General features: G+C 50.6%; 20 protein-coding genes. 7 read left to right on the forward strand and 13 right to left on the reverse strand.

All coding sequences use genetic code 11. The features are described 5' to 3' along the window. Positions 1-380 precede the first annotated feature (380 nt). From DESTI_RS07110 to DESTI_RS07130, 5 genes are all read right to left on the reverse strand, one after another. Positions 381-1,205: an SDH family Clp fold serine proteinase gene (locus tag DESTI_RS07110; RefSeq protein ID WP_211213748.1), complete on the reverse strand. Its 825-nt coding sequence runs from the start codon at positions 1,203-1,205 to the stop codon at positions 381-383. 275 nt (positions 1,206-1,480) lie between these two features. Next, positions 1,481-3,568, reverse strand: coding sequence for an acetate--CoA ligase family protein (locus DESTI_RS07115; RefSeq protein WP_014809287.1), 2,088 nt, complete (start codon positions 3,566-3,568; stop codon positions 1,481-1,483). A gap of 168 nt (positions 3,569-3,736) precedes the next feature. Beyond that, positions 3,737-4,342 carry a Holliday junction branch migration protein RuvA gene (ruvA, locus tag DESTI_RS07120; RefSeq protein WP_014809288.1) on the reverse strand — a complete coding sequence of 202 codons (606 nt, stop codon included), beginning with the start codon at positions 4,340-4,342 and terminating at the stop codon, positions 3,737-3,739. Beyond that, positions 4,339-4,821 carry a crossover junction endodeoxyribonuclease RuvC gene (gene ruvC, locus DESTI_RS07125; RefSeq protein WP_014809289.1) on the reverse strand — a complete coding sequence of 161 codons (483 nt, stop codon included), beginning with the start codon at positions 4,819-4,821 and terminating at the stop codon, positions 4,339-4,341. The genes ruvA and ruvC overlap by 4 nt, the downstream gene beginning before the upstream one ends. 319 nt (positions 4,822-5,140) lie before the next feature. Beyond that, positions 5,141-6,580, reverse strand: a complete 1,440-nt coding sequence (locus DESTI_RS07130; RefSeq protein WP_014808019.1) for an IS1182 family transposase — start codon at positions 6,578-6,580, stop codon at positions 5,141-5,143. A 640-nt stretch (positions 6,581-7,220) separates the two neighbouring features. On the opposite strand from DESTI_RS07130, the gene DESTI_RS07135 reads away from it, so the two are divergent. From DESTI_RS07135 to DESTI_RS07150, 4 genes are all read left to right on the forward strand, one after another. After that, positions 7,221-8,561, forward strand: coding sequence for an FAD-dependent oxidoreductase (locus tag DESTI_RS07135; RefSeq protein WP_014809290.1), 1,341 nt, complete (start codon positions 7,221-7,223; stop codon positions 8,559-8,561). 41 nt (positions 8,562-8,602) lie between these two features. Beyond that, entirely contained in the window at positions 8,603-9,382 is a 780-nt protein-coding gene (locus DESTI_RS07140; RefSeq protein ID WP_157212114.1) for an arginyltransferase, read from the forward strand. Between the two features lie 279 nt (positions 9,383-9,661). Continuing rightward, positions 9,662-11,428 (forward strand): AAA family ATPase, encoded by a 1,767-nt coding sequence (locus tag DESTI_RS07145; RefSeq protein WP_014809292.1) that lies wholly within the window; start codon positions 9,662-9,664, stop codon positions 11,426-11,428. Between the two features lie 188 nt (positions 11,429-11,616). Continuing rightward, complete coding sequence (locus tag DESTI_RS07150; protein WP_014808525.1) at positions 11,617-12,912, forward strand: IS110 family RNA-guided transposase; 1,296 nt, start codon at positions 11,617-11,619, stop codon at positions 12,910-12,912. Between the two features lie 629 nt (positions 12,913-13,541). On the opposite strand, the gene DESTI_RS30640 is transcribed toward DESTI_RS07150, so the two are convergent. The 8 genes from DESTI_RS30640 to DESTI_RS07190 form a co-directional block, all read right to left on the reverse strand. Next, positions 13,542-14,993, reverse strand: a complete 1,452-nt coding sequence (locus tag DESTI_RS30640) for a hypothetical protein (protein WP_014809294.1) — start codon at positions 14,991-14,993, stop codon at positions 13,542-13,544. Positions 14,994-15,227: 234 nt separating this feature from the next. Beyond that, positions 15,228-15,488 (reverse strand): hypothetical protein, encoded by a 261-nt coding sequence (locus DESTI_RS07165; RefSeq protein ID WP_014809295.1) that lies wholly within the window; start codon positions 15,486-15,488, stop codon positions 15,228-15,230. A gap of 163 nt (positions 15,489-15,651) precedes the next feature. After that, positions 15,652-16,173: a 2-oxoacid:acceptor oxidoreductase family protein gene (locus tag DESTI_RS07170; RefSeq protein ID WP_014809296.1), complete on the reverse strand. Its 522-nt coding sequence runs from the start codon at positions 16,171-16,173 to the stop codon at positions 15,652-15,654. Position 16,174: 1 nt separating this feature from the next. Beyond that, positions 16,175-18,004 carry a thiamine pyrophosphate-dependent enzyme gene (locus DESTI_RS07175; RefSeq protein WP_014809297.1) on the reverse strand — a complete coding sequence of 610 codons (1,830 nt, stop codon included), beginning with the start codon at positions 18,002-18,004 and terminating at the stop codon, positions 16,175-16,177. A gap of 81 nt (positions 18,005-18,085) precedes the next feature. After that, on the reverse strand, positions 18,086-19,180 hold the full coding sequence (locus DESTI_RS07180) for a HEAT repeat domain-containing protein (RefSeq protein ID WP_083846656.1): 1,095 nt from the start codon (positions 19,178-19,180) through the stop codon (positions 18,086-18,088). Between the two features lie 30 nt (positions 19,181-19,210). Continuing rightward, positions 19,211-19,366, reverse strand: a complete 156-nt coding sequence (locus DESTI_RS30645; protein ID WP_157212115.1) for a hypothetical protein — start codon at positions 19,364-19,366, stop codon at positions 19,211-19,213. Positions 19,367-19,370: 4 nt separating this feature from the next. Next, positions 19,371-20,159 carry a YkgJ family cysteine cluster protein gene (locus DESTI_RS07185; protein ID WP_014809300.1) on the reverse strand — a complete coding sequence of 263 codons (789 nt, stop codon included), beginning with the start codon at positions 20,157-20,159 and terminating at the stop codon, positions 19,371-19,373. 72 nt (positions 20,160-20,231) lie between these two features. Next, positions 20,232-21,206: a tetratricopeptide repeat protein gene (locus DESTI_RS07190; protein ID WP_014809301.1), complete on the reverse strand. Its 975-nt coding sequence runs from the start codon at positions 21,204-21,206 to the stop codon at positions 20,232-20,234. 533 nt (positions 21,207-21,739) lie between these two features. On the opposite strand from DESTI_RS07190, the gene aprB reads away from it, so the two are divergent. The 3 genes from aprB to DESTI_RS07210 all read left to right on the forward strand — a co-directional run bounded on the left by aprB (position 21,740) and on the right by DESTI_RS07210 (position 25,480). After that, on the forward strand, positions 21,740-22,183 hold the full coding sequence (gene aprB, locus DESTI_RS07200; RefSeq protein WP_014809302.1) for an adenylyl-sulfate reductase subunit beta: 444 nt from the start codon (positions 21,740-21,742) through the stop codon (positions 22,181-22,183). Positions 22,184-22,203: 20 nt separating this feature from the next. Beyond that, complete coding sequence (aprA, locus tag DESTI_RS07205) at positions 22,204-24,081, forward strand: adenylyl-sulfate reductase subunit alpha (RefSeq protein WP_014809303.1); 1,878 nt, start codon at positions 22,204-22,206, stop codon at positions 24,079-24,081. 133 nt (positions 24,082-24,214) lie between these two features. Further along, entirely contained in the window at positions 24,215-25,480 is a 1,266-nt protein-coding gene (locus tag DESTI_RS07210; protein WP_014809304.1) for a CoB--CoM heterodisulfide reductase iron-sulfur subunit A family protein, read from the forward strand. Positions 25,481-25,485 lie beyond the last annotated feature (5 nt).

A 25,485-nucleotide genomic window follows, 5' to 3' on the forward strand; every position in this document is an offset into this window, starting at 1 on the left:
TTCAAGAGAATTGTTTCGATCATCCTGCGTGTAAGAATATACGGCTTCTCACAGCGATTCAGGTTCGTTCAGTCTCGGATAACAAATACTGTCTCCCGAGGACATACTATCAAACTCCGTCCAAAAGAATAAGCTCAGCCTCTCGATACTGGGCCCACGTAGTCTTGCGGCAGTTCACTTCGTAGAGATGTTTGGTGAAACACGGCCAAGGGTGTCAGGCCTACGAATTCTGTATTCAGGCTTTTTGGCAATACCTATTCTTTTCATTTCCTTAAAGAAAGCATCTAACCGATGCAAGTCATCAGGATTCGGGGTCTTTGAAGAGAACTCTGAAATTACTTGACCGATCTTGTTTACCACTGACATTGAATACCTCTCTGCTAGAAGAAGTCTCTACTGTTCATATATAACTGATAACCGTTACGAGCAATATACTCAGTCAAAAAGTCATTGTATGAGCGAACAAGCGGCCTCAAGATTTGATCGGATGAATAATCATTTATCTCCAGCCTGAGTTTGCTCTTCAAGGTTTCCGGCCCTATTCTTCTACTGTGAGAATGCCAATACCGATTGTTACCTAATTCGACAGCTATTTCTTCGGCCCGTTCCTGTTTTTCTTCCAAGGTGACCGGCTGGCCTTTTTTGTGGGGATTGGTGTTGTGGTGAGTCCAATTTTTGAATTTGTGCTCCACAAGCCATTTCTTTAGCAATGTCACAGTTAGATTGCGGGCTTGTTCATAAGCTGACAATTCAGCCAAATCTTGGTTCTGAAGAATCAGGAATTCAGCATTACTTAAAATTCCAGCATTCGCCTTTGCCAGCATTTCGTCGACCTTGTCCAAGTAACCAAGCGCCGGGACCCATATTTTTCCATTCCATACTTGTGGGTCAATTGGACCAAGGGCAGAGGAGTAGTCCATATAGATGCGATCCCCTGACATGCAGAGAATAGTACCCGCTGACATCGCAGCATCAGGCACTACGAAAAAAATCTCGGCATAGTAATACCGCATGATCTCTACCATCTTCTCGGCAGCTTCAACGCTCCCCCCAGGAGTATTGATGAAGAAGATTAATCTCTGATTCTTCACCTTTGTTTTAGCCGTCAAATGTTCTATAAAATCTCGAAAGGCACGGAGAAATTGCGGATCAATGAAGCCGTAGTAAAAAGCCACATCACCTTGCAAGTGCTTTTCGAGCTTCATAAGGCGAGTTCTCACTGTGTGCTTGATTGTTCTATCAAAAAACTGCATGGCTATATTCCTTGCATTCTTTCGACGGGTCAGTCACGCGATATTTGTACGTCTCCAGGTTGTCTAGAAATTACCATTGTAAGTATTCGGTTTCTAGGTCCACCTTACGGATCCACATTTCTTATTCATTCTCACAAAATCAAAGGCTTGAACGAGTGCCGCATCCGAATTATTTGGGCGACTCAATTATGCCAGAACAAGAAAAGCAGTTCTAGAGCTTTATGATTTTAAGTCCAGGTCAGAAAAATCCTGCAATCCAGGGCTTGTGCCCCTTGAGGAGTAACGAGCAGCGGATTGACATCTATGGATGAAATCTCCGGGAATCTCACCATCAGGTGCGCTATTCTGTGAATTGCATCTTTCAACGCAGTCATATCGATCGGCGGTCTGCCCCGGACTCCTTTCAGGATTTCGGAGCCCGGCAATTCCTCGATCATGGCTTCGATTTCCGCGAGAGAAAGCGGGGCCATGCGCAGCGTAGCTTTTCCGAATACTTCGACGAAGATGCCTCCATGGCCGAGCATCACCATAGGACCGAATTGGGGGTCCCGCTTGCCCCCAACGATAAGCTCGAACGATCCGGGGGGCCTTTGAACCATGGTCTGGACGAGCATCCCCGCTGGATCGGCTTCGGAAAATCGCTCCATCATCTCCGCGCAGGCACCGGCAAGGGCATCCTTGTCGCGTAAGTTCAGAACGACGCCCCCCACATCCGATTTATGAGAAACACTGTCCGCAACGATTTTGAGAGCGTATGGGCCGGGCACGAGTAAGTCGGGGGGCTCGGAATTCCGGACCAGCTGATATTCGGGTGTGGAAATGCCCACCAGCCTGATGATGTCCAGCGCTTCGTTCAGGAGAGGAGACCGACACTGATTGTTCAGCGTGTCGATCAATGTGCGAATCGCAGAATCGTCTGGGCGGGGCTCGGGATTGGTAACAACAGCGTTGCCGGCCATGAACCGTTTGCGATCGTAGTATTTGATGGATTTGTCCAGCGCGGCAATTGCACGTTCAGGGCTCATGAAAATGGGAAAGTCGATCTCTTTGTGAAGACGGGAAAGTTCGGATTGCTCGGTCTGTACGCATAAAGCAACCGGTTTCTGGTACTTCTGGGAAACTAACGCGGCGGATTGAAGCATTTTTCTCGAGGCTTCACCCTCTATGGCCGCAAAATAGGTCTGAAGAAGCAGAATACCATCCACATTATCCTCTTGGATCGTATGCTCTACAATACGAAGGTATACCTCGAAGTCGAACAGATCTCCCAGATCGAGAGGATTCGCCAGGTTGATCACATTTGCACGCAGGTGTTTTCGTATCTCCTTTAAGAAATCTTCTCTCAACGGCGGCAAATGGAAGTTGTACGTGTATGCCGCATCCGCTGCAATGACTGCATGGCCTCCGGACCGTGAGACAATGGCAAGGTTTCTCCCCTTCATCTCAGGCAATTGCAGGATTTTCACGAAATCCAGGTAGCTTTGCATCTCTTTGAAACGGACTACGCCCGCCTGCCACAGAGCTGCATCGACCACTTGATCGTCATTCGCGAGAGCTTCCGTATGGGAATGTGCGATATGACTGCTCAGATTGGCAATATTGGCTTTGTGTACCACGACGGGCTTATCGGAACGAGCCGCGATCTCCGTAAATCTGCGGCCGTCCTTTACTGATTCCAAATACATGCAAATAACGTTCGTTTCCGGGTCTTCCATATAGAATTCAAGAATATCGTTTTCATCAATATTCATTTTGTTGCCGAGAGTCGTGAATTTGCTGTAACCGATTTGTTCGCAATCGAACATGTTCAGAAAACTCAAAGCTACCCCACCACTCTGGGCAGCAATGCCAACGCCACCTTTGCGGAACACATTCTTCATAGTAGCGAATGGAGTTGATAGTCCATTGCTGGCATTCATGATACCGATGCAATTCGGTCCGATGAACCGAATATCGTACGTGTCGGCAATCGATTTGAGCATTTCGCCCAGTCCTCTGCCTTCGTCACCGAATTCTCCGAATCCGCCGCTCTCGATGACTATCCGCTTGATACCTTTGCGGCCGCACTGTTCTACTATGTCGGGAACGGTTCGAGCGGGCGTCAGAATAACGGCCAAATCGATCGGCTCGTCAATTTCATCGAGAGACTGGTGTATGCGACGTCCGAAGAATACCCCTTCTTCAGTCCCAACCAGGTGAATGACACCGTTGTAGCCGAATTCAAAGAGATTCCGGGCTATCTCCTTACCCATATTAAAAGGTTTTGTGGAGACTCCGATAACTACTACCGACGACGGATAGAACAGAGATTTCAAGGTAACCTCTCAGGGGAAACAGTGGTGTTTTGTGAAAGAGAAGACGTCTCGATCGATACAAATTTTCAGTAGGACCCTGCAAGTTTTTCACAAAGCAATGTGCGTGACAAGAAGAAATGTGTTGAGGACGGTTTCTTGATTGGACGGAAGGATGAAACGAAGATCTTTTCAGGTCGATGCGTCTTTCATCATTTCCTTTAATGCGCGCTTCACCGCTTCCGGCAAGGGGATGTGCCCGGCATCCTTGAGAACTTTCTTCGCCACTGCAGCCGCCGCACGATCCTTGTAGCCCAGATTGACCAGAGAAGAGACCAGGTCTTCTTCCAGAGATGCTTCAGCAGGTTTGCCGGCAACGACTCCTCTGAGAAGGGGACTCTTTCGGATCTTCTCTTTCAGTTCCAGGATGATTCTTTCAGCCGATTTTCGTCCAATCCCAGGGATTACGGTAAGTCTCTGCGCATCTTCACCCAAAACCGCTTGTCTGAATCCTTCCGGTGAGATCCCCGAGAGTATGGACAGCGCTGTTTTCGGCCCGATTCCCGCAACAGTGATAAGCATTTCAAAGAGAGTTTTCTCTTCGAGCGTTTCAAAGCCGTACAATTCGAGAGCGTTCTCTCGCATTACCGTACTTACGTGGAGGAAAATCTCACTCCTCACTGCAATACTCGCCAGCGTAGAGATCGAGACTGCGACATCATAGCCAACGCCCATAGTCTCGAGCACAATGCGGTTGATCCCGAGAGAAATAGCGGTTCCGCGTAAAGAAGCGATCATCCGACTGCTCGCTGGGGTAGTGACATATGTGAGTGATACAGAGCCATAGCGAGAGCGTCCGCCTGATCGGGGGATTTCAATGTCGGCAATCCGAGAATCTTCTTTACCATGAATACCATCTGATCCTTTTCTGCCCGTCCATAACCGGTCAGCCCCTTTTTGATCTCCATGGGGGAATACTCGAAAATGGTCATATTATAGGATTCCCCGAGAAGCAGAATCACCCCGCGTGCCTGACTGAGTTTAATCAGGCTCTGACTATTGTTTGCGTGAAAGAGCGATTCCACTACCATTACTGATGGATTGTACTCTCTGATAATTTCATCTAATCCCGCATGGATCTCCAGGAGACGCTTCGACTGTTTTGAAGACGATGTGCGAATCACTCCACTGCACACGTGTTTTGAACGCACCCCGTCCTTTTCGACAAGGCCGTAACCTGTGACATTGCTTCCTGGATCGACACCGATTATAAGCATCCGCCTCCTCAGAGAATCCTGGAGAATCGTGACGGTTGACCTCTATACTACTGAATCTCATTCTTTTCCACAGATAAATGCATTGAAGCCTAATCGTTCAGTTACGAGCGGGAAATAGGGATTCTGCGCCCTGGAAGGGCGGCCCAATAGTAGCCACGGGTGTCAGAAAGCGTCTCAAAACCTGCGCACTGCGGCGAATCACGCAAGCCGGACGGGAGGACCTGCTTCTGGGAAAAAAGCAGTCCCGTCAAGTGAAGATCAGGCGAGGTTCGATCCGAGTGTACTGTCCGTTATAAGGTCATGGTCTCCCTCCGGCTGCTTACGTGAATGCCACCTCGCCGGATACCCAATGGTGGTAGAGCTTCCTGAGATTTATGGTCGTGCAAATAAGGTCCCACTGGGCCTTTACGTTGTCGATTCCGGCCACGGTCCATCGCCGAAAGCTTAATGCGCTCTTGATCCAGGCAAACGGTGGCTCGATAATCTTCTTTCGAGTCTTCAGGCGCTCTTTGTTCTCTGGTTTTTCCCTCTTGCTGCGGTGTCGTTCTAGGGCCGCCTCGTAAACGCTGAGGTCTATGAGGCGTCCGTTCTTGCTCTTGGAGCATTTCCAGCGATTGGGACACGTTAGAAAATCCTTGCAGTGATACCTGCGAACCTCATTGTGGTTCTTGCCGTTAATTTTCCGCTGATGAAAAGGCAACAAGCGCCCTTCAGGGCATATGAAGCAATCACGCTCCTGATCAAAGACGAACCGGGATCGGTGATAGAGATCCTCATCCGCACCTCTCTCGGAAACAATTTCCCCTGACGATTTCCCGATAAGAATGCCGTATTCTCGCTCATGGGCCAGACCTATCTGCCCTGAGGAAAAATATCCCCCGTCCGCCACATTTTCCTCTGCCACAGCGCCCAGATTCTCTTTCACCTTGTCGAGCATGGGGACCAATTGCCCGTTGTCGGCCCCATCCGTGACCACATCTGCGGCCACGATAAGGCCGCTCTTTTGGTCGGCAACCGCCTGAGCGTTGTACGACAAGTCTTTGGTCCGGCGATTCTTCATAAAGCGAGCTTCCGGTTCCGAAGGGTGAACTGACTTCTTGTCCGATTCATCCAACTCCTTCAGAGCCTCTTGTATCCGCTGTTTCCGTTTCAATCCGTCTTGCATGGACTGCGGAAGGCGATACTCACCGGTCTCTTCCCGCTCGGCTCTCTCTATCTCAGTCATCGCATCGGCAATCGTGCGGTCCAATCTCTCCGAAACACTTTCCAGAAACCTCTCCAGGTGCTCACGACCCCGAGCCTTGTCGTTGGATGAGACGGCTTGGATCTTGGTCCCGTCCACGGCATGAAGAGCTAGACCGATCAGATCGGCCTTCAGAGCAACACGAATCGACTGTCTGAACAGATGCCTCAATGATTTCTTGTTCGCCTTGAAGAATCGCCATAAGGAATTATGATCCGGAGCATTCATCCCCGTCAGCCAAATCAGCCCCATATTCTCAAGGCAACCCTTTTCAAGCTTACGGGTACTCCTGATCCGATTGAAGTATCCGAAAAGCCACACCTTCAACAGAAGATCTGGCGCATACGGAGGACGTCCTGTATCGCTGTCGGGAACCTCGATTCCCAACTCGGACAGATCCAAGGAATCCACGAAATCTCGGATAAAGCGCGCCGGGTGATCCTTAGCCACCCAGTCTTCCACTGACGGCGGAAACATCAAGATCTGTTCGTAATCGGCCCGGATCTGTTTGCCCATGACAGCCTCGTGGTTGTTGAATTCCTCTCCTTTCTAGTACATCTCTTGGCAAATCGCGAGCCCAAAATGGAGTTTTGAGACAGTTTCGTCAACCCGTGGACAGCGCGATGTCCATAAACATAGTTCAACGACCCTGAAAGGGTCGACCAACAGGCAATGATTCCCAAATGTCATTGGTGGACCCTTTCAGGGTCATGAAGACAAAGGATATGCCGTTCCGCTTCCGTGGGTTTGCACCCACGGCTACTGTTGGGCAGCCCCTTCGAGGCTGAAGAAACCTCTCCCCATGCTTAACTGAAGGGTTTGCGCTGGAGTGTTCCTTCAATTACCCACGGAGGTGCGACGCTAGGAGACATGTCATCGCAATGATAGCCATTCAGACGTTCCGGCATCAACGATGTGGTTCGCTTTGCTCAGCACATCCTAGGAGGATTGGTATTTTTAGCGCCGATGGGGGGAGGGGATTTAGAAAGTCAGTGGTATCATAATCACAGGAGGAGATCTTCTCTACCCCGTGGACAGGTGGGTGCCCCCGACAACGGACGTGTACGCGTTTTAACTTTCCAGCCCATTGTCTTTCCCCTATACTCGTACTAGGTTTCTGTTTTCAGTGAGGCTGTTGTTGCCTTGAGGAGGATTTATGAGATTCGTCGTCATAGGCGGTGATGCGGCAGGGATGAGTGCTGCATCCAAGGCTAAGCGTAATAATCCGGATTTGGAAGTCATCGTCCTGGAGCAAAGCGAGGATGTGTCTTATTCAGCCTGCGGAATGCCCTACAACATAGCGGATCCGGATCGTGAGATGAACGATCTCGTGGTACGGACTGCGGCGGTTTTCAGAGGAAAGCAAGGCATAGACCTCAGAACCGGGCACAAGGTCGATCGGATCGACCGACAAAACAAGACCGTTTCCGGTACCGATGCGCACAGCAACAGATTCCAGATTGCCTATGACAAGCTTCTCATTGCAACGGGTTCGCGCCCGAAAATGCTTCCGATCCCGGGCATAGATCTTCCCGGAGTCAAGGTCCTCAGATCGCTCGAAGACGGTCGCAGAATCAAATCATACATTGACTCACATAATGTCAGGAGTGCCGTCATCATCGGCGGGGGCTACATCGGTCTTGAAATGGTAGAGGCCCTCTGCGAGCGAGGCATGCATGTTCAACTCGTGGAGATTCGAGATTCTTTCCTCCCATGGTTACCGAAAGCAATGGATGATCTGATCCGGACGGAACTGGAAACTCACGAAGTGAAGGTCAAGTTGGAAACGAGCGTGACACGTATTGAAAGTCACCACGATCGTCTTAAGATCTTCTATTCTGACAGTGAGACCGTAGTAGACCTGGTGGTGTTAGCAGTAGGCGTGGTACCGAATTCCGAACTGGCCGCGGATGCAGGCCTGGTTTTGGGGCCCGGGTTTTCCATTGCAGTAGATCGCTATCTGCGGACGAGCGACCCGGATATCTACGCTGTGGGTGACTGCGCGGATGCCTTTCATCAAGTTACCGGGCAGAGAGTATGGATTCCTCTCGCATTGAGAGCGAATAGGGGAGGTTGGGCAGTAGCGGATAACATTACGGGCCGTGCTTCCGACATCCCTGACATCGTCGGAACAGCAGTTTTCAAGGTGCTCGATCTGGAAGTGGCTCGGACCGGTCTGAGTTTTGAGGAAGCGCTGAATGCCGGCTTCGATCCCGTAGAAAACATAATACAATCATCGTCTCGGGCGCACGCTCATCCGGGCGCTACAACGATTCACGTGCATTTGGTCGCTGACAAAAAGACAGGAAGGCTTCTGGGCGCCAGCATGATTGGAAAGGAAGGAGCCGCTCACAGAATAAATGCGCTTGCCGTAGCGCTGCATGCATCAATGACTGTTCGGGAATTCTTTGGCTGCGACCTGGCGTATGCTCCTCCTTTTTCGCCGGTATGGGATCCCATGCTGACTGCAGCAAATCAGTTGCTCAAAAAATTGTGAGCGACTCTATGTTTGCGTTTCTTCCGCCAAGGAATCATTCAGTGACTCAAGCAGATTCTCGCATTATGCACGGTCAGCGGGGCGTCTCCTGGACAGTTTCGCCGTTCTACGGGCCTGTTGAGTTGGACTTTCTCGTAACAAGCGAAGCTCATTCGTGCCCGTACAGGCCCGGTATGGATGCTGTCGAGCAGGTATTCGCAGCCGAAGCGTTTCCTCCTGAATTGTATCACGATTTCATGGACATCGGATTCAGGAGATCGGGCAATTATTTCTATCGTCCTATGTGCAGCTCTTGTTTGGAGTGTCGGTCGATCAGAGTAGTCCTGAAAGAGTTCCGTCTCAGTAAATCCTTGAGGAGGATTTTGCGCAAGAATCTTGACGTCACGGTCTCCATAGATGCTCCCAGGTTTTCCAGGAACAAGTATCGCTTGTACCAGTATTATCTTCACTCACGACACGCCGCGACTGGAGCCGATTCATTCACGTCTGTGCGCAAATCGCTCTATGCCTCTCCGGTACATACTGTCGAATTTGAATATCGTCTCGGACTTCGGCTCATCGGAGCAGGGTTGGTAGATGTCTGCTCCAGATCGCTTTCCAGCGTATACATGTTCTTCGACCCGGATCTTGCAAACAGGAGCCTCGGGACGTTTGCTGCTATTCAGGAGATTCTATTCGCACTTCAACTCAACATTCCTTTCTATTACTTGGGATTTTTTGTGGCTGACTGTAAAGCAATGAATTACAAGGCGCGCTTCAAACCACATGAGTACCTGGATCAAACCTTTGTCTGGAGAGGTTCAGCGGAGGAGACCTGGTGAAGGCGTGCTCGCCACATATTACGTTGTCTTGAGAGAAACTTTTTGGCAGACCATGTTCTCTTAAGATATAGGATTTTACATAATCGTCCCGACGGGTCGGACTCTCAAGCTGTGTTTGCCGGTTTTCGAGTACGGCTCGGAAATTCTTGCAGCACACGTTGGAGAGATGATTTCTCGGAGCGAAGAATCCAGGAGTATTGACCTATGGCCAAAGAGAAGTAAATTACCTGTTAAATCTTACAGAACAGAAAAGTGTCGGTCTTGGAAAGGCTTTGACGGATGAATGAGTATGATGAAACAAAAGGAACAAATCTTCCGGATCCGAAAGAGATCGAACGGGAGATCAATGAATTCCTCGCAAATAAGTACGGCAATCGAATTCGAGTTATGGGGACTCAGATAGGGCCTTGGCCCGGAGCAGAAGAGTTCGGTGGCGGTACCACTGTCACCACGGGTGATACGAGTCCCATTCGGTTCGATATGAAACCGGCGGAGCTGCACGAATACCTCGATAGGTTCGTTATTCGTCAGGATGCTGCCAAAGAAATACTTGCAACCAAAATATGCACGCATTTCAATCGTATTCGTTACTATCACGAGCACGGCGGACTGGAGGACCGTGAAGGAATAGGACGAATTAAGAACAATATTATATTGATCGGCCCGACCGGTGTGGGCAAAACATACTTGATCAAATTAATTGCTCGCAAACTTGGTGTACCCTTTGTAAAAGGCGATGCTACGAAGTTCAGTGAAACAGGATACGTCGGTGGTGACGTGGAGGACCTTGTTCGTGATCTTGTGCAAGAAGCCGACGGTGATATAGAAAAGGCCAAGTACGGAATCATCTATGTTGACGAAATCGATAAAATAGCATCGTCCGGAAACGTGATTGGATTGGATGTTTCGCGGAGCGGCGTGCAGCGAAATCTTCTGAAACCCATGGAAGAAACCGAGGTGGATCTCAAAGTTGCGCATGATCCGGTCTCCCTCATGGAAGCTGCATCGCATTTCCAGAAAACAGGAAAACGCCTCAAAAGGACAATAAATACTCGTGATATCCTGTTCATTGTATCCGGCGCGTTCAATGGATTGGACGAGATTGTCTCGAGGCGGTTATCGCGAAAGGGCCTCGGTTTCGGGGCAGCGCTGAAAGAGAAGGAAGATAAGTCCAAGCTGCTCAGGGAAGTCAAAGCAGAAGATCTTATCGAGTTTGGGTTTGAATCCGAGTTCATAGGTCGAATTCCTGTAATAGCAGTCTTGGAAGAACTGGATGAACAGGATCTCTACAAGATCCTCAAGAATCGGTACTCGTCTGTTGTGACGGCAAAGAAGCAAGACTTCAAATCGTATGGCATTGACATTCGGTTCTCTGATGGGGCATTGAGGCGCCTTGCCAATATGGCTCATACGGAGAAAACCGGCGCCCGCTCGCTGATCAGCGTCGTGGAACGGGTGTTGGTGGGATACGAGCGAATTCTTCCCTCTGTGGATGTGAACAGGTTTACGGTCAGTGAAGAACTTGTGGAACGTCCGAAAGAAATGTTGGAAGAAATCGTTGAGAACGAGCTTCACCCTTCACGAACAACCGAGTTTGACGAAATCGACCGGGTAGAAAAAGCGGAACTCCTGACAGAGTTGCAGAAACGTCATCAGGAATTCGAGCATCACTTCGGCAAAATCCTCACAGGTTGGGCGCTGGAAGCCATGGTGGATGCGGCCGTAAGGCAAGGCGTATCCCCGGAAACGATGTACAAACGGTACCTGCACATCGAGCAGGAAATCCAGGAATTCGAACGAGAGTTCGAGAAGATGTATAATTTGAAGATTCGGTTCTCTGACGAGGCACTAAGGGAGCTTGTAAGACTCGTGCTGAACGGTTCGGAAGAAGCATTGATAGTGTGCAGAAAAATCTTCCAGAATTATCATCACGGACTCAAGCTCGTTATGGAGAGAACCGGCCAGAAAGAATTCACGATTCCAGAGGAGGCGATCGGAGATCCCGAACGATTCCTCAATGAGATGATCCAAAAGACGTACAGATGAGATGTTTTCTCAATTCTTAAGAGCAGGGTCCTTACGGCCCTGTTTTTTTTGGGGGGGGAGGATGGCATTGATACCAACTCCCATGGCGAAGAGCGCCACAACGAAGGATGAAAGTCCCTTGAACTGAGATGAGAGCATGGCTACCTGCCTAGTATGAGATGAAATCAAACAACACTAGGAGGCGTGTCATGCCCTCAAGAAACCAGAATAACACTACCATATCAGTCGTGCACGAGATATCGTGCGGATTGGACGTCCACAAAAATTCCGTGTCAGCGTGTCTGTTGTATTCAGACAGTTCCGGTACAGAGCAATCCGAAATGCGTGAGTTCCAAACATTCACAGATGACCTTATCAAACTCAAGGAATGGCTCCTGGAACGAGAGTGTCCTGTAATTGCGATGGAGAGTACAGGACCATATTGGACTCCTGTTCATAACGTCCTTGAAGATTCCGTCAAGGTTATCTTGGTGAATGCCCGACACATGAGAAATGTTCCAGGCCATAAGACCGACATCAGCGACAGCAGATGGCTAGCCGGACTCTTGCGTCACGGCCTGCTCAAGGCCGCCTTTATTCCTCCGAAACATCAAAGACAGTGGCGTGATTTGACCCGAATGAGAAGAAACTACAAAGAAGACCTCGGGGATTTCCAACGCCGCGTTCACAAGCTCTTTCAACAGTCAAACATTAAAATCGATTCCGTGGTATCCGACCTGTTCGGCGCAACGGGCCGCAACCTCATGAAACTCTTAATCTCAGGCGACAATTCCCCTACGATTTCCGAGGTTGAAAATTGTCTGAGAGGATCGCTGCAAGACAAGGCAGCGGAGCTCCATCGCTCTGTCCAAGGCTTCTTCGAGGCCCATCACCGGTTCCTGTTGTCTCTTTTGCTCAACACGATCGAAAACCTAGAGACCCAAATCTCTATCCTTGAATCCCGTATCAAGGAAGTAATGAGAGACGCTCAGGAAGCGATCCGGCGGCTCGAAGAGATTCCCGGTGTAGGCGCGGTTTCCTCCCATGCCATATTGGCCGAGATAGGCCCAACCCTGACTGAGTTCCCCACCGCCCATGCCCTCGCTTCCTGGTGTGGCCTCTCTCCCGGAAACAACCAAAGCGGTGGCAAGCGATTCAGTGGCAAGAGCCCTGTCAAAAAGAACCACCTAAAAACCATCATGGTTGAAGTAGCCTGGCCGGCAATCAAGGCACGAGGATCCTACTACCGGGCCAAATATTACGCCCTGAAAGCGCGCTTGGGGGCCAAAAAGGCCATAATCGCAGTAGCCCACAAAATCCTTAAAACCATTTACCATGTACTCAAATACGGAGTACATTTCAAAGATCTCGGAGAGACTTACCTGCTCGAAAGAAACCGAGAGGCCAAGATAAAATACCTTACCTGGCAAGCGTCTCTCATTGGGTACGAACTCGTACCCCTGGATCAACCGGCAGCAACAGCCCAAGCACCTATATTCACTTAGAAGCGCATCAAAGTCGAAACGCAAACTGAAGCCGTGAGCTCGAATACCAACATGACCAATCGCCGGCTGGCACAACAAACTGTCGGCTCCTTTCGGAGACCACGCATGGGAATCTTCTTAAACTTGCCGGCTTTCTCGAATGGAGATCAACCATGAACATAAGAAAACCTCAAACCCTTGCTGTGTAGCTCGGGACTTTCATGGGAATTTTACATTCAAGATGCTATAGCAGTTGTCAAAATTGGTGACCGATTGAAGAGTTAGGAATATTGGTGGGTGCCGTGCCTCCGTGCCGGCACACCTTCAATATGATCAATGATATCGATAGAATGGACCGGCAGGGACGCCGGTCCCTACCAATATCCTGTAATTCACACGAGAGATAAACGACAGAATTTTTGGCACTGACTATAACTGCACTGACCTGGCTCCGCAGGTCAGTGGCACCCCTGTATCCGTGCCCGAATGTCAATCTTGGGTGCCACGGACCTGCCGTGTAGGTCCGTGTGACCGCCTTAATGAGAAATATCTTGACTGCAAGTCCGTATGAGAATCCATTCTTGCAGTCCTGTTTCGAAATAAAAAATCCGGCGTAATGTGCCGGATTTTTTATTTCCGAACGGTTGCTCTCACATTTCGTCAAAACGGCTTTTATTGCGGTCAAACATCGCTCTTGGAGAGGGGCCGGTATTTGGCGGGGGAGAAAAGATCTCTTTGAGCGTAGCCCATAATCCGCCGCCTTCCTGTTGCGGTTGCTGCTGTTGTTGCTGTTGCGGCATTATCTGGAGCGGAGTTGCCTGACCGGGCCGACCCTGAGAAGGATTGATGATTTGAGGACTGGTCGGCATCCCCTGAGCCGCGGAATATTGCTGCTGTTGAGGCAGTCCCGGCGTCTGACCCGCCTGACCGTAATATTGAGGCTGTGCAGGGGAAGGAGTAGCTCCAGCCTGTCCATATTGTTGCGCCTGCTGAGGTTGTCCGTATCCCTGAGGAACTGCCTGCTGATACTGCTGCTGTTGGACAGACGCCTGGCGAGCCTGATAACCTGCCTGTGAAGGCCTGGCTGCCTCGCCGCCTGTTCCCATGAGATCGTAATAACGATTCTGTGCGTGCTTGAGAGCCTCGTAAGCTTCCGCTACGGCTTTTTGATGATACTCCTGCTGCAGTGCCTTTTGCTTTTGCTCCTGACTACGCACTCGCTGCTGAGCCGTCTCCATCTGCTGCATTGCCTGCTGCAACTCCTGAGCGGCAGCTTGTTGTTGTGCAGACAATTCGGCAGCTCTCTGTCGAGCAACCGCCCTTTCGTAGGCTTTCTGCTGAGCCTGCTGTACCATTGGATCGCTACTCAAACCGCCCTGTTGACCCGGTTGCTCGGCTACCTGCTGCGCGGCCCCATATGCTCCAGGTTGCTGATATCCCTGCTGTTGCTGTTGGTATCCTTGTTGTTGCTGCTGGTATTGTTGGTACGCCTGCTGTTGCTGCTGATACTGCTGGTATGCGGCCAATTGCTGTTGGTACGCCTGCTGATCGTAACCCTGGGCCTGTTGCTGCTCGTAGGCCTGCGCAGCCTGCTGCTGGGCCTTTTGCTGCTTCATGCTCAGGCGTCTCTTCTTGGTGGACTGGGGCTGAGTCTGAGACGCCGGCGCCGTCTGATAATACTGCTGCGCCTGAGCTTGCGGCGTTGTCTGATAATACTGCTGAGCAGGGTATTGACTCTGGTACGTCTGCGCTGGCTGAGCCTGTTGCTGGGAATAGTAATCCGAAGGATTGTAATACATGGCAGTAGTCTGCGGAGAAGTCGCTTCGCTATTCTGTGAGGCCGGATAATAGCTGGTTATGGGAACGGAATTGCCGTAATTGCCCGTAACCGAGTGATATCCTCCCTCCCGCTGCATGCTATCCAAATAGGTATGCCAATACGGATAGTAATAAGGATTCTGACCTTCGAATTGACCGCTGGGTGATTGCATCAAGGTGCTTTGCCCTGAGCCGTAACTTGTAGACCACTGTGCAAAGGCCGGCGCAACGAGAAGCCCCAAACCAAGGGCAGCACCTACCAGGGCCATATATTTGCGTCGCATTGCGAATCTCCTTTCCGGGAAAGCAGTCCGTCAACGGAACAAGAGAAGCGTCGCTGTTGCGCTCTTCTCAAAACAGTTGTCACCATTGACACGAACCACCCACAATAGTGCATTTTTATTATACGTTTTTTGCATAGAGTAATCAAGAACAAAATGGACCGCTTGTATTTCCTAAAAATACCCAAATTCTAGAGGTATACACAAAAAGAAGGGAAATTGCTCATAGAGTTAGCTTTATTTCACCACTTTTAGGAGGCTTTTTGTTGGCTTGGTCGGCTCCGGCGGACCCGAGCCTTTGACCTTCTCGTTAAAAATCTTATTCTTCACTCGCACAGAGTTGATCAGAAAGTACACGACAATGGCTCGCTCCCAGTCTCTTGTGGGAGAAAACTCAGAAACTTTCTTGAGATACTTTTCTTGAAGCTGAGCCAGAGAAGCCTCGTCGAAATCCAGTATCCGATCCGCTAGGCCTAGCAGTACTTCCTCGATCCCCACATTTCCTCCTGTCAGGTTTTCCACGACAGGTTAAAACTTTTCGGATGAGCGGTCAAGGGGCTAACGTCAGATATCGTCCCGGTCTTTTCCGCTGGCTCGGAACTGCCTTTTCAGAACGCTTCGAAAGCGAATACCAAAAAGGTTTTTCCCGGGACTCGGAACGTCAGCACCGTCTCGCCAAACCTGCTTTAGCCCCTGCGTCCAGCGCAATGAGGTTCATTGCACGCACCCGTTCGTTGGGGTGAAGGGCAAGTCGGTCCTTTATCTCATCCGATTGGATGGGGAATTCTTCGATCATGCTCGCAAACCCCAATAACACGACGTTTTCCAGTTGGACACGTCCGAATTCCCGTGCCAGGCGTGCCGCATCCACGCGAAGCACACCATTTTCGCTCGATAGGGGACTATTCTCCACAATGACGCCCTGGGGCTTCAGGTAATGTTTGTTGTTCTCCGTTTCGGTAGCGTCCAGGGAGAGCAGAAAGTCTGCATGACCATTCCGGATGAGCGGAGAGGAAAATGCTCCGATTCTCAGATGACTGTTGATAGAGCCTCCTCGGACCGCCATCCCGTGGGTTTCCGAAGAAATCACGTTCAATCCTCTGGCCGATGCTATATCACCGAGGAGCCGAGTCAAGAAAACGATGCCTTGTCCGCCTCTGCCGCAGAGTATCAATTCTGCCATTTCATGCTCCTTTGACCTTTACTGCATGGGACGGACACGTATTCACGCAGAATCCGCATCCAGCGCACAAATCCACATCTATGGTCATGCGCTTTTCCGGTTCTTTGACAAACTTGAAGGCCGGGCACTCCAGATCCTTGATGCAGCTCATACAGAGATCGCATTCCTCCCCAACCTCAAATCGCAGTGACGAGGGCTCTGCAAGGGAAGACATTACACAGGGGCGTCTCGCTATCACCACAGAAACTCCCCGTGCTTCTTCAAAAGTGTAGTTTCGTGCCTTTTGCAGCGTCTCTCTGAGCTGCGCGTGATCGTACGGATCCACCACCTCGACAAAATCGACTCCACAGCCGTGAACAAGTCGTTCCAAACTGATAGGCACAGCAGGCGAGCCGTCGGCCAGCGTAGCTGTGGCGGGGGGCGGTTGACCGCCGGTCATGGCCGTGACTGCGTTGTCCATGATGACCAGCACGAACGAAGCGCGAGTATGGACGGCATTAATCAAGGCTGGGACACCTGCGTGGAAGAATGTGGAATCTCCGATCGTGGATACCACTCTGAAAGAGTTTTCCTCCAGCGGGGCTCTGAACAGACCGCCTGCCATACCGATTGATGCGCCCATGCACAAACAGGTGTCGACTACGCCCATATTGATGCCAAGCGTGTAGCATCCGATGTCTCCAGCGTACACGGATTTATCGAACACCTCTTTGATCATGTAGAAAGCCGGTCTGTGAGGACATCCCGGGCACAGAGACGGTCGCCTGGGTTTAATTGCAGGACTCAATCTGGTTGGCGCTGGTTTGTCCAACGTCTTGACGAGGATGTCTTCCACTGCTTCAGGAGTCAGCTCACCCTGTGGAGGGACATCGCCCGACATTCTCCCCGTAACTTTCGTCCGATTCCGAATCTGGAGTTCCAGCACGGGATACGTTTCTTCAATGACAAGAGTTTTGGCATGACTGTCTACGATGTCCTGGAGAGCTTCCGTATTGGCAGGGAACGGCATATCGACTTTGTACACTGCAATATCACCGTATTCAGGATCGGACGCCACGATGTCGCGCACATGGGAAGAAACCGAGCCTGAAGTAATCAGGGCTATGGAAGCGGAAGCATTGCCCAGAATCAGCGAAGGCACGCTCCCAGGTTCATCCCGCACGATTGTCGCGAGTTTTTCGTTTAATTCTCCGTGGAGGACCAGTCGATAACGCGGAATCGCAGCCCACCGCGTCCAATTGCGTTTGAACGGCCCGACATCGCCAATAGCCCCGGGCACGTTGAGTGCAACGTTCTGACGAGCATGGCAGACTCGCAGGCACGGCCGAAGCAATACCGGAACCTGGTACCTTTCGGACAGCTCAAAGGCCTGGATCATCATGGTAAGTGCTTCTGCAGGAGTTCCCGGATCCAGCACGGGGACTTTGGCGAACCATCCGAAGAAACGGCTGTCCTGTTCGGTCTGACTGGAATGTGGGCCGGGGTCGTCAGCAACAACCACGACCAGACCGCCCCGTACCCCGAGATAGGCCGCACTAAGGAACGGGTCGGAAGCAACATTCAATCCGACCATTTTCATCGCGGCCATGGATCGGGCTCCGGCTAGTGACGATCCGTAAGCGACTTCAAAGGCGATCTTCTCATTTACCGACCATTCCAGGTAGATGGGATGATTCAGCACCTTTTTCCACCGAACCAGGGATTCGAGTACCTCAGAAGAGGGTGTTCCCGGGTAAGCTGCTGCAACGCTGCATCCCGCCTCGATAGCTCCGCGGGCGATTGCTTCGTTGCCCATGAGGAACCTGACTTCAGAATTCTGCTTTTCTGTCATGCTCTATTCCTATGGAAATCCAGACTTCGGTCCGCTTATATGGAAACCGCAAACATTCCAGGCTGAATTATGCACGAGCAATCAATGGGTACTTTGAGAAGTATTCCTTCGCATTACGTTCAGTGCCGATAAGATTTCTCTTTTGGCTTGCTGATTGGTTTCTTTGTCAAGAGCACTCTGAAGAGCAGCAAAAGCCTTTTCCCGGTCGAGAATGCTTATTCTGGCCAGAGCCGTGGCTGCCGCGGCACGGACTCTAAAGTCAGCATCATTCAAAGATTTTTCAATAGCATCCACTCCGGAGGGAGGAACCTTCTTGAATGAGCTGATGGCGCTTATGGCCGCACTGCGAACGCGTAAGTCGGGATCTGCGCAAAGAGGAACCAACTGCGGGACAACTTTGTCCGGCTCTTGACCGAGTCCTCGAACAATCCCCACAGCGAGCATCCGGTTTTTCGTCTCCGGATCGTTCAGGGCCCCGAGCAGTCCATCTATGAACAGATCTGCACGGGATTTGTACCGCATAAGCATTGTCAATGCATCTTCTCGATCCAGTGGGTCGGGCTCTTTCAAGGCTTTCATCAAAACAGGAATGGCATAGTCTCCGGTCGTATCGATAGCGCTCAGTGTGTCAACAATTTCTATTTTCTCAGGCTGCTTTGCTCCATCGTACAGAGCGGCAACCTTCTGAACGGCAGGAGCAGCATGATTTTTCATGTGCGTCAGAATCCGAAGCGAGTTGATAATTCCCGGATTTTCCTTTTTGTCGAGCAACTCAATGAGTCCAGGCAGTACATTATCGGGCTTTTCCACTGCAACTTTGGTCAGAGCGATTCCTGCAGCCTTTGCAGTCGCTTCTTGTTTATTGTTGATGGCTTCCAGGAGAATAGGAATGGAAGACTCGTCCATATGTCCCAGCGTGGCCAATGCCACGAGGGCGTTCAGCTTGATAAGTGGATCGGGATCGGAGGATATGTGCTTGAGAGCATCTTCAACTTTTGGACGACCCTTTCCCAATCGACCTAGAGAGAGAACGGCGAGACGGCGTACCTCAATGCTCTCGTCTGAGAGACGTTCCATGAGAGGATCGAGAGCAGATGCCCCATCGCGGGAAAAATTGCCGAGGGATTCTGCAGCCATTGCTCTGACTTTAGGCTCAGGGTCTTTCAGGGCTTCAATGAGAGGCGGAACCGCCCTCGCAGGACGGTTTCACCCACAACCCAGTTCATGGGCCGCTTTGGCTCTTACCGCAGAGTCGTTACTCTTCAGTTCTTGAATGAACCTGTCAATCGAAGCGTCCGATGCGGCAAAGACTGTTCCGACTGAGAACAACAGCAAGATGGCACAAAGGAGCATACGTTTCATTTTCTTACCCTTGGGATCCAAGGACTTCTCGTTTCTTCTTTTCCAGGTATTCCTTATCGATTTTGAGAAATCCTTTTTGTCCGAACAGTACGAATCTCAACCATTGCATCCCGAAGTACAGGAGCGACAAGTCGTCTTCGCGGATCTTCTCCAGAATATCATCGTCAATTTTGAATTTTTGTAGAAAGCTGCTCTTGAAAATAAATTCCCTGAATCTGTCCAGATCGTAAAGGGCCATCAAGAACATGTCCTGCATTCTTGGGTCAGCGATTGGTTCTTCCCAGACCTGGTCTGCGGCCATTATATCTTTCAGATTATGGTCCGGATCGTCATAATAGCGTAAGTCCTGTTCTTTTCTCCATCTTTCAACGGTCCATGTTTCCGATTCCGCCAGACCATGGCAGGTTTCCGGCTTGGCGATGAATTTGTACTCCACTCCGTTTGCCGTGTCCAGAGGGAACAGACGGCAGGAATAAGGCCGATCCTGGTATATAGAACAGCCTTCTTCGGTAACAAACGGACAGGTCTTTCCTTCATTCTCGTTCATCCTGAGAACCACTGCAGGCAAACCAGTATTATGGGAAATCAAGCGATGGGTATGGCGTTCGAGAAATTCCTCGGACGTTATTCCGAGGGCCTTCCTCATGCGCATAACATCTATTGGAGTCAGGAAAATCGTTACATTCCCGCAGCATTTGTTGAAACAGTCGACACCGGGGTAACATTTGAAGCAGAACGAATCGTCCCATGTCATAAGTCGATCCTGACTGCTCGTCTGATCCTTTAATTTCATAAAGATTCCTTTCCATTGTTCCGCACTGATACGGATTCGCTGCTTCCTTGGTTTCCGATTGCACTTTGGCAGTTATTGGGCTTCTGTTCCTGCATCCTCGGACGATCCGACTCGTTTTATATTATCGAGGGCTTGTTTGTTTTCCGGATCGAGCTCGAGAGTCTTTTTCCAGCATTCCATTGCCTTTTGGGTGTCTCCCATAAGTTCAAACACGATACCCTTCTGGTGATGAGCACTTACATAATCCGGCCGAATAGCGGTGGCTCGATCGAAGCAATGGAGCGCTTTTGAAAAGTCTCTCCTTTTAATCATACAGATTTGACCCATGTTATACCAGGCTTGCACGTACGCAGGATTGATATCCACGGTTTTCTGGAATTGTGCCAGGGCCTCGTCTTCCCTTTTCAAGAACGTGTAAGCCACACCGAGATTGTAGCTGATAACCGGGTTGTCCGGTTCTATCCTCTGCGCCCGTTCGAGTCTCTGCGCTGCAAAGTCGTACTTGTCAGCCTCCATGTCGGAAAATGCCCGCTGAAGCTGGACGTTCACCACAAACGTGTGTTTTTCCCGGGTTCCTGCCTGAATTTCTTCGAGGGCCCGAAGTATTTGCGTCAGGTGCTGTTTCCGTTGCAGGTCTTGAGTCATCTCGAGGCACTGTCGAAAAGCCTCGGCTCCCTTTTCGGGCCGTTCCCCGCACGCGCGGGATATTCCCAGCATATAATGAAGATCGAAGAACCGGGATTCCGGAGCCACAGCGAGGGCCTTTTCATAATATTCTGCGGCCAGGAGATATTCTTCCAGCCCATCGTAACAGGAAGCTATAGCTTCCAGCAGGACATGGGGATCTCGAGCACTATCCAATATCGAGTTGAACAAATCGATAGCCTGATTCCAGTTCTCCAGGGACATTTCTTTGAATGCTGTCGACCGAATCTGTTCGGCGCTGTCCGCCTCCTGATGAGGAGAGTTTTCTCTTGCGAGACAACATTTTTTGTATTTTAATCCACTGCCGCAGGGGCAGGGATCATTTCTTCCCAAAAGGGCCATGAGGAACTCCTTGGAATTGCTAAGGGCACAATCTTTGAATTTACCATAGGCGCGAATTTCACACAAGGATGTACATGACGAATTTCATGAGAAAATTTCGCAAGTGTATGAAGAAAAAGGTCTTGACATCTTCGGCAGGATTTGATTGAATTTGACATTCCCATACGTGTTTCGGCACGGGCTTCGGACGTTAGCGGGACGGCCGGAGAGAGTCTTAATATTACTGCAAATCATTAATAATCGCGAATGGTTTTGAATAGTGACGTTTTCTTGGAAGGTGAATTCGAGGTGCGACTCTTTTTTACTAGGGCCGCAAACCGCGGAAAAGACGTTTTGACGGTGGAGGCAAAACGTGACGGTTCCGTCCAGGTACGAGTCTTAACAGACTCGCAGCCTGAAGGGTCACGCGTTTATCTCTGTGACCAGGAGAGAAAGGAGGAGGCTTCACAACACCGTAGCGCCTAGCGGCGCAGTGTGACATGGAGTTTATAAAGACTCACAAACAAAGCTCAAACTCATCAGGAGGTTGGTTCATGCCAAGTTATGTAATTTTGGAGAAATGTGATGGATGCAAGGGTCAGGATAAGACTGCTTGCATGTACATCTGCCCGAATGACTTGATGGTGCTGGATAAGGAAAAAATGAAAGCCTGGAATAGGGCTCCTGAAATGTGCTGGGAGTGCTACAACTGCGTGAAAATTTGTCCGCAACAGGCAATTGACGTGAGAGGTTACGCAGACTTCGTGCCTATGGGCGCTTCAGTTGTTCCTCTACGAGGTTCTGAAGATATCATGTGGACGGTCAAATTCCGCAGTGGAATGATCAAACGGTTCAAGTTCCCCATCCGGACCACTCCTGAAGGATCGGCAAAACCCGATGGCGGTTTCGGTGAGGTCACTCCTGATCTGGCCAGCCAATGTTTGTACAATGAGCCGACAGCACTCAAGCTGGATGCGTTGCCCACGGTGAAGAAGTAATCCTCTGGAGGTATTAAGATATGGCGAATTTTGAAACTATCGAAGTTACCACTGATATCCTTTTGTGCGGCGGCGGCATGGCTGCATGCGGCGCGGCAGTCGAAGCCTCCTACTGGGCAAACAAGAATGGCCTGAAGGTCACCTTGGTTGACAAAGCCGCTATGGACCGCTCCGGCGCAGTTGCAATGGGCCTTTCGGCCATCAACCAGTATGTGGATATCAATAGCGGAAACAACACCTGTGAAGACTATGTTCGCTACGTGCGCACCGACCTTATGGGTGTTGCCCGCGACGACCTGGTTTATGACATAGCCCGTCACGTCGATTCCTCAGTCCATCTGTTCGAAAAATGGGGTCTGCCGATCTGGTTGGATGCAGATGGCAAGTATGTCCACGAAGGTCGTTGGCAGCTCATGATCAACGGCGAATCCTACAAAGTTATCGTTGCCGAAGCGGCGAAGAACGCTCTCGCACAGAACGGTGGCGAGTACTTCGAGCGCGTATTCATTACCTATCCTCTGTTGGATGGCGACCGCATCGCAGGTGCAGTTGGATTCAGCACTCGTGAAGAGAAATTCTATGTATTCAAGGCCAAAGCCGTGTTGGCAGCCATGGGCGGCGCGGTTCACGTGTTCAAGCCCAGAAGCGCAGGCGAAGGCCTCGGCCGTGCATGGTATCCCCCCTGGAACTCCGGCTCCAGCCTGTATTTCACACTGATGGCCGGCGCAGAGCAGACCTGTCAGGAAGTCCGTTTCATCCCCGTCCGTTTCAAGGACGCGTACGGACCGGTCGGCGCATGGTTCCTCCTGTTCAAATCCCGTGCAACCAACGCAATGGGCGGCGAGTACATGGTGGAGCGCAAACCGGAACTCGAGAACTGGGCACCCTACGGCCTGGCCAAACCCATCCCCGCCAACCTGCGTAACTACTTGGGCATGCTGGATGAGTTCGAAGGCAAAGGCCCCATCTACATGAGAACTGAAGAAGCCATCCAAAAGATAGCCAATCAGTATGCTGACGATCCCAAGGCCTTCAAGAAGAAGATGAAAGAGCTTGAAGCCGAAGCATGGGAAGACTTCCTCGACATGACGATTTCCCAGGCCATTCTCTGGGCCGGAACGAACGTTCAGCCCGAAGAGAAATCCTCTGAAATCGCAGCCGCCGAGCCTTATTTCATCGGCTCCCACTCCGGCGCATCCGGTGCATGGGTCAGCGGTCCGAAAGATCTTGCCCCGGCAGATTATTTCTGGGGTTATGAATATATGTCAACCGTGAAGGGCCTGTTCTGCGCAGGTGACGCTTCCGGCGCTTCCAGCCACAAGTTCTCCTCCGGCTCCCATGCTGAAGGCCGTGCGGCTGGCAAGTCCATGGTGCGTTTCGTGATGGACAACAACACCCTTCCGAACGTTGACGCCGCTCAGGTTGCCGATCTGAAAGCAAAGACCCTGAAACCGATCGATCTCTTCACCGAATTCGGTGGAAAGTCCAGCGATCCCGATATCAACCCCGAGTTCATGAAACCGAAAATGTTCATGTTCCGTCTGCAGAAAATCATGGATGAGTACGCAGCAGGCGTGACCGCCGGTTTCAAGACCAACGAAGCCAAGTTGAACAGAGCCCTCGAACTCCTCGGCTGGCTCAAGGAAGACTCCGAGAAACTGGCTGCCCAGGATCTGCACGAACTCATGAGATGCCATGAGAACATTCAGAGAATGTGGCAGGCTGAGACTCACGTGAGAACCATCCTGTTCCGCCAGGAGACCAGATGGCCTGGTTACTATTTCAGAAGCGACTATCCCACGATGAATGAAGCTGACTGGAAATGCTTCGTGAACTGCTCTTTCAAGGGTGGAAACTGGGAATTCAAAAAGGTTCCTATTCTCACAATAGTTGACTGATCCTAACAACTGACCTTGAAAACTCCGGGCCCACCATTGTGTGAGCCCGGAGTTTCATTACCACAATTCGAAAGAAAACCTCGTGAGGGGACTGTTTTTCCGGTCCCCTCATAGCCCTTTTCAGGGAGGAAACATGGCTGGAGACAAGACCGTACTGGTCGTTGGAGGCGGAATTAGCGGAATTACGGCGGCAGTGGAGGCAGCCGAGGTTGGTTGCAAAGTCATTCTTGTGGAGAAGCTGCCTTACCTGGGGGGCAGAGTTGCCCAGTTGAACAAGTACTTTCCGAAGCTGTGTCCTCCCACGTGCGGCCTGGAGATCAATTATAAAAGAATACGGCGTAACCCGGATATTACGGTATACACCCGTGCCGAGGTCGTAAATATTTCCGGCACAGCAGGAAATTATAAGGCCACTATCAAAGTAACTCCACGATACGTGGAAGATCACACCGCAACCTCGAAATGCGTTGAAGACTGTCCTGTAGAGATCACGAACGAGTTCAATTACGGAATGGACAAGACAAAAGCGGTGTCCCTTCCGTATGAAATGGCATACCCTATGAACCTGGTGGCTGATAGAGATGCACTACTCAAAGCAAAAGGTCAACCGGGAGTGGCAGAGTTCATGGAAGCCTGTAATGCAAAGGGTATCCGCTTCAATCTCGATGCAGCACCTGAAACATTCGATCTGGATGTCAGCTCCGTTGTGTGGGCAACCGGCTGGCGACCTTACGACGCCAAGAAGCTGACAAAACTCGGTTTCGGAACCTGCGCCAACGTCATCACTAATGTGATGATGGAGAGGCTCGCAGCTCCGTCAGGACCTACAAAGGGTGAAATCCTCAGACCTTCAGACGGAAAGAAAGTAAATAGCATCGCCTTCGTGCAGTGTGCAGGATCGCGAGATCGTAATCATCTGCCTTACTGCTCGTCAATATGCTGTCTGGCATCACTGAAACAGGCAACTTACCTGCGTGATTATAATCCTGAAGCGCAGGCTCATATATTCTACATCGACCTGAGGGCGTATGGACGGTTCGAGTTTTTCTTCGATAGAGTGAGAAACGACGACAAGATTCTTCTGACAAAGGGAAAAATCGTTTCCATTACTGAAGACCCCGTTACCAAAAACGTAATCCTGGAAGGAGAAGACATCCTCTCCGGCCAGAAGATTCGCCGTACCTTTGATATGGCTGTCCTCGCCACTGGCATGCAACCGAACACCAGCCTGGAAAAGATTCCGGCTCAAAATGTGAAGTACGATGAATTCGGTTTTGTCATATCGGATGAAGGCATACACGCAACAGGCGTATCCAAGAGGCCCATGGACGTGGGCACGTGTCTTCAGGATGCAACCGGTGCCGCTCTCAAAGCACTTCAAGACACGGTGGGGAGGTAAGAATC

Source organism: Desulfomonile tiedjei DSM 6799 (genome assembly GCF_000266945.1).
Lineage (GTDB): Bacteria > Desulfobacterota > Desulfomonilia > Desulfomonilales > Desulfomonilaceae > Desulfomonile > Desulfomonile tiedjei.

What these genes read in the sequence shown, in the direction of transcription:
- DESTI_RS07110 (WP_211213748.1), bottom strand. Translation starts at nt 1,205, where the DNA reads ATGAAGCTCGAAAAGCACTTGCAAGGTGATGTGGCTTTTTACTACGGC.
- ruvA (WP_014809288.1), bottom strand. Translation starts at nt 4,342, where the DNA reads ATGATCGCTTCTTTACGCGGAACCGCTATTTCTCTCGGGATCAACCGC.
- ruvC (WP_014809289.1), bottom strand. Translation starts at nt 4,821, where the DNA reads ATGCTTATAATCGGTGTCGATCCAGGAAGCAATGTCACAGGTTACGGC.
- DESTI_RS07130 (WP_014808019.1), bottom strand. Translation starts at nt 6,580, where the DNA reads ATGGGCAAACAGATCCGGGCCGATTACGAACAGATCTTGATGTTTCCG.
- DESTI_RS07135 (WP_014809290.1), top strand. Translation starts at nt 7,221, where the DNA reads ATGAGATTCGTCGTCATAGGCGGTGATGCGGCAGGGATGAGTGCTGCA.
- DESTI_RS07145 (WP_014809292.1), top strand. Translation starts at nt 9,662, where the DNA reads ATGAATGAGTATGATGAAACAAAAGGAACAAATCTTCCGGATCCGAAA.
- DESTI_RS07150 (WP_014808525.1), top strand. Translation starts at nt 11,617, where the DNA reads ATGCCCTCAAGAAACCAGAATAACACTACCATATCAGTCGTGCACGAG.
- DESTI_RS30640 (WP_014809294.1), bottom strand. Translation starts at nt 14,993, where the DNA reads ATGCGACGCAAATATATGGCCCTGGTAGGTGCTGCCCTTGGTTTGGGG.
- DESTI_RS07170 (WP_014809296.1), bottom strand. Translation starts at nt 16,173, where the DNA reads ATGGCAGAATTGATACTCTGCGGCAGAGGCGGACAAGGCATCGTTTTC.
- DESTI_RS07175 (WP_014809297.1), bottom strand. Translation starts at nt 18,004, where the DNA reads ATGACAGAAAAGCAGAATTCTGAAGTCAGGTTCCTCATGGGCAACGAA.
- DESTI_RS30645 (WP_157212115.1), bottom strand. Translation starts at nt 19,366, where the DNA reads ATGAAACGTATGCTCCTTTGTGCCATCTTGCTGTTGTTCTCAGTCGGA.
- DESTI_RS07185 (WP_014809300.1), bottom strand. Translation starts at nt 20,159, where the DNA reads ATGAAATTAAAGGATCAGACGAGCAGTCAGGATCGACTTATGACATGG.
- DESTI_RS07190 (WP_014809301.1), bottom strand. Translation starts at nt 21,206, where the DNA reads ATGGCCCTTTTGGGAAGAAATGATCCCTGCCCCTGCGGCAGTGGATTA.
- aprB (WP_014809302.1), top strand. Translation starts at nt 21,740, where the DNA reads ATGCCAAGTTATGTAATTTTGGAGAAATGTGATGGATGCAAGGGTCAG.
- aprA (WP_014809303.1), top strand. Translation starts at nt 22,204, where the DNA reads ATGGCGAATTTTGAAACTATCGAAGTTACCACTGATATCCTTTTGTGC.
- DESTI_RS07210 (WP_014809304.1), top strand. Translation starts at nt 24,215, where the DNA reads ATGGCTGGAGACAAGACCGTACTGGTCGTTGGAGGCGGAATTAGCGGA.